7 protein-coding genes and 1 pseudogene are annotated in these 9573 nt (G+C 68.2%); 5 read left to right on the top strand and 3 right to left on the bottom strand.

Features of this window, described 5'->3' with window-relative positions; translation table 11 throughout:
- Positions 1-126: 126 nt before the first annotated feature.
- The 5 genes and pseudogenes from ACOZHM_RS10740 to betA all read left to right on the top strand — a co-directional run bounded on the left by ACOZHM_RS10740 (position 127) and on the right by betA (position 7046).
- Complete coding sequence (locus ACOZHM_RS10740) at positions 127-957, top strand: thiol:disulfide interchange protein DsbA/DsbL (protein WP_421569243.1); 831 nt, start codon at positions 127-129, stop codon at positions 955-957.
- A gap of 53 nt (positions 958-1010) precedes the next feature.
- Positions 1011-1751, top strand: coding sequence for an endonuclease/exonuclease/phosphatase family protein (locus ACOZHM_RS10735; RefSeq protein WP_421569394.1), 741 nt, complete (start codon positions 1011-1013; stop codon positions 1749-1751).
- Between the two features lie 178 nt (positions 1752-1929).
- Positions 1930-3836, top strand: a pseudogene (gene betT / locus ACOZHM_RS10730) (choline BCCT transporter BetT).
- 35 nt (positions 3837-3871) lie between these two features.
- Positions 3872-5344: a betaine-aldehyde dehydrogenase gene (gene betB / locus ACOZHM_RS10725; protein WP_421569242.1), complete on the top strand. Its 1473-nt coding sequence runs from the start codon at positions 3872-3874 to the stop codon at positions 5342-5344.
- Between the two features lie 25 nt (positions 5345-5369).
- Complete coding sequence (gene betA / locus ACOZHM_RS10720; protein ID WP_421569241.1) at positions 5370-7046, top strand: choline dehydrogenase; 1677 nt, start codon at positions 5370-5372, stop codon at positions 7044-7046.
- A 54-nt stretch (positions 7047-7100) separates the two neighbouring features.
- Here betA and ACOZHM_RS10715 read toward each other — a convergent pair whose 3' ends face one another.
- From ACOZHM_RS10715 to ACOZHM_RS10705, 3 genes are all read right to left on the bottom strand, one after another.
- Entirely contained in the window at positions 7101-7973 is an 873-nt protein-coding gene (locus ACOZHM_RS10715; protein WP_421569240.1) for an EamA family transporter, read from the bottom strand.
- A gap of 56 nt (positions 7974-8029) precedes the next feature.
- The gene (locus ACOZHM_RS10710) at positions 8030-8743 is read right to left on the bottom strand and encodes a hypothetical protein (protein ID WP_421569239.1); all 714 of its coding nucleotides are present in this window, start codon (positions 8741-8743) and stop codon (positions 8030-8032) included.
- Between the two features lie 72 nt (positions 8744-8815).
- A complete protein-coding gene (locus tag ACOZHM_RS10705; protein ID WP_421569238.1) occupies positions 8816-9295 on the bottom strand; it encodes a VOC family protein in 480 nt (159 codons plus the stop codon).
- Positions 9296-9573 lie beyond the last annotated feature (278 nt).

Raw genomic sequence — 9573 nt, 5'->3', positions numbered from 1 at the left:
CCGCCTGGGCGGGCTCCACACCCCCCCCCCCGGCCGCGGGCGCGCGGGGGGGGGGTTCCCCACCCCCCCCCCCGGCCCCCCCCCCCCCCCCCCCCCCAACCATGCCCCCCTGCTGGAGACGCTTCGATGAAGACCCGTTTCGCCCTCATTCTGATGGCCCTGCTGCCGATCCTGGCCGCGTGCAAGGCCCAGGACGGCACCGCCAACACCGCCGCCCCGACCGAACCGGCCACCCCGAGCGCCGAACCGGCCGCCGGCACCGCACCGGCCCCCACCGACGCCGCTCCGGCCGCCAGCGGTGAGACCGCCGCCGCCGAGACCGCCGCCGCCGAAGCCACCACCCCGGCACCGGCACCGGCCTCGTCGCAGCCGGTGGGCCCGGCCCCGGTGGAAGGCACCGACTACCTGGTGATCGCCGACGGCAAGCCGTTCCAGCCGGCAACCGGCAAGGTCGAAGTGGTCGAAGTCTTCGGCTTCGTGTGCCCGGCCTGCGCCGCGTTCCAGCCGATGATCGGGCCGTGGAAGGCGGGCCTGCCGAGCGACGTGAACTTCGTGTACGTGCCGGCCATGTTCGGCGGCACCTGGGACAACTACGCCAAGGCGTTCTACGCCGCGCAGGCACTGGGCCTGGAAGACAAGACCCATGAGGCGCTGTACAAGGCCATCCACGTCGACCAGGAACTGAAGGGCGAGCGCGGCCGTGATTCGGTCGAGGACATCGCGGCCTTCTACGCCAAGCACGGCGCCGATGCCAAGCAGTTCGCCAGCACCATGTCGAGCTTCGCGGTGACCGCCAAGACCAACGCCGCCAAGCAGTTCGCGCTGCGCAGCAAGATCGAAGGCACGCCGTCGGTGATCATCAACGGCAAGTACCTGGTCAAGGGCAAGAGCTTCCCCGACATGCTGCGCATCGCCGATCACCTGATCGCCCGCGAACGCGCCGCCATGAGCAACTGATCCCCAACGAGCCCGCTACCGTCGTGACTTCCCCCAACACGCGGACCCTGCGCCTGCTGACGGCCAACATCCAGGCCGGCTCCAGCACCCGCCGCTACAGCGACTATGTGACCCGCAGCTGGTCGCATGCGCTGCCGGCGGGGCGCAAGCGGACCAGCCTGGACGCCATTGCCCAGCTGGCCCGGGGTCACGACATCGTCGGCCTGCAGGAGGCCGACCCCGGCAGCCTGCGCTCGGGCTTCACCAACCAGACCCACTATCTGGCCGAGCGCGCCGGCTTCAATTACTGGAGCCACCAGCCCAACCGTCGCATGGGCGGGGTGGCCTCCAGTGCCAACGGCCTGTTGAGCCGGCTGGAACCGGTGGAAGTCCAGGACCACGCCCTGCCCGGCCGGATCGGCGGGCGCGGCGTGTTGCTGGCCAAGTTCGGCGACGGCACCGAGGGCCTGGCGGTGGCGGTGGCACACCTGTCGCTGGGCACCAACTCGCGCATGTCGCAGCTGGCCTTCATCGCCGACCTGCTCACCGACCATCCCAACGCGGTGCTGATGGGCGACTTCAACTGCCTGGCAGAGCGGCCGGAAATGCAGGTGCTGTACCAGAAGACCACCCTGCAGCCGCCCGGCTGCGCGGTGCCGACGTTCCCGAGCTGGCGCCCGGATCGTGCCATCGACCACATCCTGCTGAGCAATGGCCTGCAGCAACGCAGCGCCGAGGCCGTGCCGGCGGCGTTCTCCGATCACCTCGCATTGGCGATGTCGATCGACGTGCCCAGCGCCGCATTGCGTTCGTAACGTAGCCGGGCACTGCCCGGCGGCTTGCCTCTAAACGGTCTGTCCACAGCGCGTATGCGCTAATGCTCCGGGTCCGCCGGCAACGGCACCGTGAGCCCCTTCGTCCATGAGTATCGTGGAGACGCCTCCCAGCGAGGTGCGCACGCTTCGACCCGTCTTCCTGCTTGCCGCCACCGTCGTGGCGGCATTCGCCATTCTGGTCACCGCGTTTCCCATCCCGTCCGGCGTGCTGCTGCTGGAGGCGCAGACCTGGGCGTCGCGCAACGTCGGCTGGTACTACCTGCTGGCGATGACGCTGTACCTGGTGTTCGTGGTCGGCGTGGCGCTGTCCGGCTATGGCCAGGTCAAACTGGGCGCGGACCATGACGAGCCGGAGTTCAGCTACCTCTCGTGGGCCGGCATGCTGTTCGCCGCCGGCATCAGCATCACCCTGTTCTTCTTCTGCGTCTCCGAACCGCTCACCCACTACCTGATGCCGCCGCAGGGCGGCGTGGGCGGCGGCGAGGCCAGCGCGCGCCAGGCCATGCAGCTGCTGTTCCTGCATTGGGGCCTGCATGGCTGGGGCGTGTTCGCGCTGGCGGCGATGGCGCTGGCCTACTTCGCCTACCGCCACAACCTGCCGCTGGCGCTGCGGTCGGCGCTGTACCCGTTGATCGGCAAGCGCATCAACGGCCCGATCGGCTACACCGTGGATGCGCTGGGCATCGTCGCCACCGTGTTCGGCATCGGCGCGGACATGGGCTTCGGCGTGCTGCACCTCAACGCCGGCCTGAATGTGCTGCTGCCGATCCCGCATGCGCCGTGGGTGCAGGTGGCGCTGATCGTGCTGATGATGGGCGCGGCGATCGCCGTGGCGGTGTCGGGCGTGGAAAAGGGCGTGCGCTGGATGTCGGACATCAACATGCTGCTGGCCATCGCGCTGTTGCTGTTCATGCTGTTTGCCGGGCCCACCCAGTACCTGCTCAGCACCTTCATGCAGAACCTGGGCGACTACCTGGGCATGTGGTCGGCAAGAGCTTCGATGTGTATGCCTATGGCGGCCGCGCGGACTGGCTGGGCAACTGGACGGTGTTCTACTGGGCCTGGTGGATCGGCTGGGCACCGTTCGTGGGCCTGTTCATCGCGCGCATCTCGCGCGGCCGCACCATCCGCGAGTTCGTGCTGGGCGTGCTGTTGATTCCGCTCGGCTTCACCCTGGCGTGGCTGTCGATCTTCGGCAACAGCGCGTTGGACCAGGTGCTGCACCACGGCCAGGAACACCTGGCACAGATGGCCGTGGATAACCCGCCCACCGTGCTGTACACCCTGCTCGACAACTACCCGTGGAGCCGCACGCTCATCACGGTCACGGTCATCGTCAGCTTCATCTTCTTCGTCACCTCCGCCGACTCCGGCACGGTGGTGCTGTCCACGCTGTCCTCGCATGGCGGCGCCCCCGAAGACGACGGCCCGCGCTGGCTGCGCGTGTTCTGGGGGGTGATGACCGCACTGGTCACCACCGGGCTGCTGCTGGCCGGCAGCATGGACGCGCTCAAATCGGCGGTGGTGCTGGCCTCGCTGCCGTTCTCGGTGGTGCTGCTGCTCATGATGTGGGGCCTGACCCGTGCGCTGGGCGAGGAATCGCAGCGCAAGAAGGCCTCGCAGTATTCGCCCATTCCGCTGGTCGGGCAGTCGCGCCACCAGCGTGGCTGGCGCCAGCGCATTACCCAGGCGGTGCACTTCCCGGTCCGCGACGAGGTGTACCGCTTCATGGACACCGACGTGCGCCCCGCGATGGAAGCGGTGGCCACCCAGCTGCGCGAGCAGGGCCTGGACGTGAGTACCCACTTCGAGCCCGGGCAGATGGAGCTGGTGGTGGACCACGGCGAACAGCAGGTGTTCCGCTACCAGGTGGTGATGCGCGGTTACCTCACCCCGTCCTTCGCCGCCCAGCGCTTCCGCAACCAGCGCTACTACCGCGCCGAGGTCCACCTCTATGAGGGTGGCCAGGATTACGAGCTGGTGGGCTACAGCCGCCAGCAGATCATCAACGACATCATCGACCAGTACGAGCGCCACCTGCAGTTCCTGCATCTGACCCGTTGAACCCGCTGGTCTCCCGCCGCAAAGGAGTCATCGCCATGTCCACCCTCCCCGACCAGTTGCTGTACATCGGCGGCCGCTACGTGCCCTCGCAGGGCAACCGCACCTTCGAGGTGGTCAACCCGGCCACCGGTGAGGTGCTGGCCAAGGTGCACAGCGCCAACAGCGACGACCTCGACGCCGCGGTGGAAGCCGCACAGGCCGGGCAGAGAGTGTGGGCCGCACTGACCACGGTGGAGCGTTCGCGCATCCTGCTGCGCGCGGTGGCCCTGCTGCGCGAGCGCAACGACGCCCTCGCCGAGCTGGAAACCCGCAACACCGGCAAGCCGCTCAGCGAAACGCGCAGCGTGGACATCGTCACCGGTGCGGACGTGTTGGAGTACTACGCCGGGGTGATGCACGGGCTGGAAGGCAGCCAGGTGCCGCTGCGCGAGGGCAGCTTCTTCTATACGCGGCAGGAACCGCTGGGCGTGGTCGGGGCGATCGGCGCCTGGAATTACCCGATCCAGATCGCGCTGTGGAAGGCCGCCCCCGCGCTGGCCGCGGGCAACGCGATGATCTTCAAGCCCAGCGAGGTCACCCCGCTGACCGCGCTGAAGCTGGCCGAGCTGTTTACCGAGGCGGGCCTGCCCGATGGCGTGTTCAACGTGCTGCCCGGTGACGGCGCAGGCGTGGGAACGGCACTGACCGAGCACCCCGGCATCGAGAAGATCTCCTTCACCGGTGGCACCAGCACCGGGCGCAAGGTGATGGCCAGCGCCTCCAGCTCGACACTGAAGGAGGTGACGATGGAGCTGGGCGGCAAGTCGCCGCTGATCATCTGCGACGACGCCGACATCGAACTGGCCGCCGATGTGGCGATGATGGCCAACTTCTACAGCTCCGGCCAGGTGTGCACCAACGGCACCCGGGTGTTCGTGCCGCATCACCTGATGGCCGATCTTGAACTGGCGCTGCAGGAACGCGTGGCACGCATCCGCATCGGCGACCCGCTGGACGAAAACACCAACTTCGGCCCGCTGGTCAGCGCCGCGCACATGCGGCGGGTACTGGACCATATCGAGAGCGGCAAGGTGGAAGGCGCGCGCCTGGTATGCGGCGGCCAGCACCTGACCGAGGGCGCGCTGGGCAAGGGCTGCTACGTGGCCCCGACCATTTTCAGCGACTGCCGCGACGACATGCGCATCGTGCGCGAGGAGATCTTCGGGCCGGTGCTCAGCCTGTTGTCCTACGAGGACGAAGCAGAGGCAGTGCGCCGTGCCAATGCCACCGAATACGGGCTGGCGGCCGGCGTGGTGACTACGAACCTGAGCCGTGCGCACCGGCTGATCCACCAGTTGGAGGCCGGCATCTGCTGGGTCAACTGCTGGGGCGAGTCGCCCGCGACGATGCCGGTGGGCGGCTACAAGCAGTCGGGCGTCGGCCGCGAAAACGGGCTGACCACGCTGCGTGCCTATACGCGCACCAAGTCCATCCAGATCGAACTCGACCGCTATGCGTCGGTGTTTTGAACCGGCCTGACCAGGAGACCCCGCGATGAAGCGCGAGTATGACTACATCATCATCGGCGCCGGTTCGGCCGGCAACACGCTGGCCGCGCGCCTGACCGAAGACGCCGGCATCAGCGTGCTGCTGCTGGAGGCTGGCGGCCCGGACTACCGGCTCGATTTCCGCACCCAGATGCCGGCCGCACTGGCCTACCCGCTGCAGGGCCGGCGCTACAACTGGGCCTATGAGACCGAGCCCGAACCGCACATGGACAACCGGCGCATGGAATGCGGGCGCGGCAAGGGCCTGGGCGGCTCCTCGTTGATCAATGGCATGTGTTACATCCGCGGCAACGCGCTGGACTTCGACCAGTGGGCCACGTTCGACGGGCTGGAGGACTGGAGCTATCTCGACGTGCTGCCGTACTTCCGCAAGGCCGAGACCCGCGACATCGGTGCCAACGATTATCACGGCGGCGACGGCCCGGTCAGTGTGGCCACGCCGAAGAACGGCAACAACGTGCTGTTCCACGCCATGGTCGAGGCCGGCGTGCAGGCGGGCTACCCGCGCACCGACGATCTCAACGGCTACCAGCAGGAAGGCTTCGGCCCGATGGACCGCACGGTAACGCCGCGCGGCCGCCGCTCCAGCACCGCGCGCGGCTACCTGGACATGGCCAAGGGCCGGCCGGGGCTGGAGATCGTCACCCACGCCACCACCGACCGCATCCTGTTCGATGGCAAGCGCGCGGTGGGCGTGCGCTACCTGGCCGGCGGCAGCGCCGAGCCGATCGACGCGCAGGCACGCCGCGAAGTGCTGCTGTGTGCCGGCGCGATCGCCTCGCCGCAGATCCTGCAGCGCTCGGGTGTGGGCGCGCCGGCGTTGCTGGCTGCGCTCGGCGTGCCGCTGGTGCACGACCTGCCCGGCGTGGGCGAGAACCTGCAGGACCATCTGGAGGTGTACATGCAGTACGCGTGCACCAAGCCGGTGTCGTTGTACCCGGCGCTGCAGTGGTGGAACCAGCCGGGCATCGGTGCGGAGTGGCTGTTCAACGGCACCGGCATCGGCGCCAGCAACCAGTTCGAGGCCGGTGGGTTCATCCGCACCCGCGACGACTTCGACTGGCCCAATATCCAGTACCACTTCCTGCCGGTAGCGATCAATTACAACGGCACCAATGCGGTGAAGGAACATGGCTTCCAGGCGCATGTGGGCTCGATGCGCACGCCCAGCCGCGGGCGTGTGCATGCGCGCTCACTCGACCCGCATGCGCATCCGTCGATCCTGTTCAACTACCAGTCCACCGACCAGGACTGGCAGGAATTCCGCGATGCGATCCGGATCACCCGCGAGATCATCGCCCAGCCCGCGCTGGACGAATACCGGGGCCGCGAGATCAGTCCCAGCGCCGACTGCCGCACCGATGCGGAGCTGGATGCCTTCGTGCGCGCCCGCGCCGAGACCGCCTACCACCCGTCCTGTTCGTGCGCGATGGGTACCGATGCGATGAGCGTGGTGGACGGCCAGGGCCGCGTGCACGGCATGCAGGGCCTGCGCGTGGTGGACGCCTCGATCATGCCGCGCATCATCACCGGCAACCTCAACGCGACCACGATCATGATCGCCGAGAAGATCGCCGACCGCATTCGCGGGCGGGCGCCATTGCCGAGAAGCACCGCGACGTATTACGTGGCAGGCGACGCGCCGGTGCGCCACATCACGTAGCGCCGGGCTCTGCCCGGCCGGTCGTAGCGCCGGGCTCTGCCCGGCCGCATCAAATTACGCAGGCGTCACCTCCACCGGGCCCCGCTTCGCCGTCACCGTACTCCCCACCGACGCCAGCACCGTGCAGCCGATCGCCGCCCACTGCAGCGGCGTGAGGTGTTCGGCCAGCAGCCCCATCGCCAGCAGCGCGGCCACCGCCGGCTCCATGCTGATCAGGATGCCGAAGGTCTCCTTCGGCAACCGCTTCAACGCCGCCATCTCCAGCGACATCGGAATCGCGCTCGACACCACCGCCACGCCCAGCCCGAACAGCAGGATCTTCGGGTCCAGCAGCGCCATGCCCGCGTGCGCCACGCCCACCGGCACCACCACCAGCGCCGCCGCGCACATGCCCAGCGACACCGTATGCCCGGCGGGCAGGTGCCCGGCACGCTTGCCGAAGATGATGTACAGCGCCCAGCACACCGCCGCGCCCAGCGCGTACAGCACACCGGTCAGGTCCAGCGGCTCGCCATGGCCCAGCGGCAGCAACAGCAGCAGGCCCGCGGCCGCACACCCCACCCAGACGAAATCGATGGGGCGGCGCGAGGACCACATCGCCACCGCCAACGGACCGCAGAATTCGATCGCCACCGCGATGCCGAACGGGATCGTGCGCAGCGCCATGTAGAACAGCAGGTTCATCACCCCCAGGGTGATGCCGTAGCGGAAGATCGCGCCGGCATCGGCCCGCGTGGTGGTCCAGCGCCACGGCCGGAACACCGCCAGCAGCACCAGCGCGGAGAAGCCCACGCGCAGCGCACTGGTGCCCTGCGCACCGATCACCGGGAACAGATCCTTGGCGAACGAGGTACCCACGGCAAGCGAGGTGACCGAGCCGAGCACGGCCAGGACGGGGAACAGGCTGGAGAGGCGTGACGTAGACATCCGCGCAGCATACGCCGAGCGCCGTCCCGCACTTCAACAAGTGTCGCCGCATGACGCTATCGGCGAACGTCGACCTCACCGCTGAGGACGGCGATCTGATGGTCGCGCAGGGCTGCAATGCGCGCGGCGTTCACGTGGGCGGCCTGCGCCTGGGCCGCCATTTCCTCGGCGTAGATCCTTGTGACCTGCTGGGCGAGCGCGCGCTCTACCGTGCCCAGGTAGTCGTGCAGGAAACTTTTGTGCAGCGCTTCGGCGTCGTCCATCGACGTGCCCTGCTCCACGGCGTCGCGGACAACGCTCCAATGTGAGCGCGCCAACTCCCGCACCATCTCCGGATCATGCAGGTCCAGCCCGGAAAAGTCGTTCCGCCGCGGCGGCGGTGCGACCCAGGCCGGCGGAAGCGGGGCCTCCGGCGCCGCAGGCGGCCAGTGTTCGTATCCGAACAGTGCACGCTGCGACCAGATGCCCAGTTTCATCAGCAGCAGCGCCCCCGGCACCGGCAGGAGCAGCGCCACAGCTCCGGACCAGTACGTGCGCGCCCAGTGCGACACGTGCAACGCCGGGAAGTAGTCGGACAGACCGTCGAGAATCAGCAGGACGACCCCAAAACTGAGGAAATGGCAGCAGGGATAGGCGAGTGCACGGTTAAGCCACCGCCGCCAGCGCACCGGGTGGCCCAGATTCGGCGCAATTCGCGGTTTGCCGTACAGCACCACGTTGACAAGCAGGAGGCCGAAAACCAATCCGATCACTGCGGTGCTGATATCCACCCTGTTTCCCCCTCTCCGTGGGCCGCCCGGTTCCGTCGGGGCCGATGCGCGCCAGCATAAGGGATGCCGGGCTCAGCCGCGCACCGCGGCCTCGATCTTCGCCACGTCGATCTTGCGCATGGTCATCATCGCCTCGAAGGCGCGCTGGGCCACGGCCGGGTCCGCGCTGTTGAAGGCGGCGGTCAGCACGCGCGGGGTGATCTGCCACGACAGCCCCCACTTGTCCTTGCACCAGCCACAGTCGCTTTCCTGGCCGCCGTTGCCGACGATGGCGTTCCACAGCCGGTCGGTTTCGGCCTGGTCGTCGGTGGCGATCTGGAACGAGAACGCTTCGCTGTGCTTGAAGACCGGCCCGCCGTTCAAGCCGATGCAGGGAATGCCAACCACGGTGAATTCCACCGTCAGCACGTCGCCCTTCTTGCCGCCGGGGAAATCCGAGGGCGCGCGGTGCACGGCCTGCACCGCGCTGTCGGGGAAGGTTGCGGCATAGAAGGCGGAGGCTTCCTCGGCGGTGCCGTCGTACCAGAGGCAGAGCGTGTTCTTGGCGATCATCGGTCGTTCCTTGGGAACGGGCCACGGCCCGGGTGCGCCCACGGTAGGCCCGCCAGCGTTAAGGCGCGGTGGGTCACGAGCGTTGGCCATATGTCGCTGCGGCCATGGATCGCATTGCGGATAGGACTGATTCGCATTACCATAATGTGATCCCGTTCGCGCCAGGGAGGCGCAGCGGCGATCAGTCAGCCGAAGCCCGTGCCCTGCTCAATCGCACCCGCCAGCCGCGTACTGCCCCCACCGTTCGCAGCGCCCCGGCATCCGAGGATCCCGCCTGG

Origin of the sequence: Stenotrophomonas sp. PD6, from assembly GCF_049199305.1 — a bacterium.
GTDB lineage: Bacteria > Pseudomonadota > Gammaproteobacteria > Xanthomonadales > Xanthomonadaceae > Stenotrophomonas.
This window is presented reverse-complemented; position numbering and strand designations above follow the sequence as displayed.

What these genes read in the sequence shown, in the direction of transcription:
- ACOZHM_RS10715 (WP_421569240.1), bottom strand. Translation starts at nt 7,973, where the DNA reads ATGTCTACGTCACGCCTCTCCAGCCTGTTCCCCGTCCTGGCCGTGCTC.
- ACOZHM_RS10740 (WP_421569243.1), top strand. Translation starts at nt 127, where the DNA reads ATGAAGACCCGTTTCGCCCTCATTCTGATGGCCCTGCTGCCGATCCTG.
- ACOZHM_RS10705 (WP_421569238.1), bottom strand. Translation starts at nt 9,295, where the DNA reads ATGATCGCCAAGAACACGCTCTGCCTCTGGTACGACGGCACCGCCGAG.
- betA (WP_421569241.1), top strand. Translation starts at nt 5,370, where the DNA reads ATGAAGCGCGAGTATGACTACATCATCATCGGCGCCGGTTCGGCCGGC.
- betB (WP_421569242.1), top strand. Translation starts at nt 3,872, where the DNA reads ATGTCCACCCTCCCCGACCAGTTGCTGTACATCGGCGGCCGCTACGTG.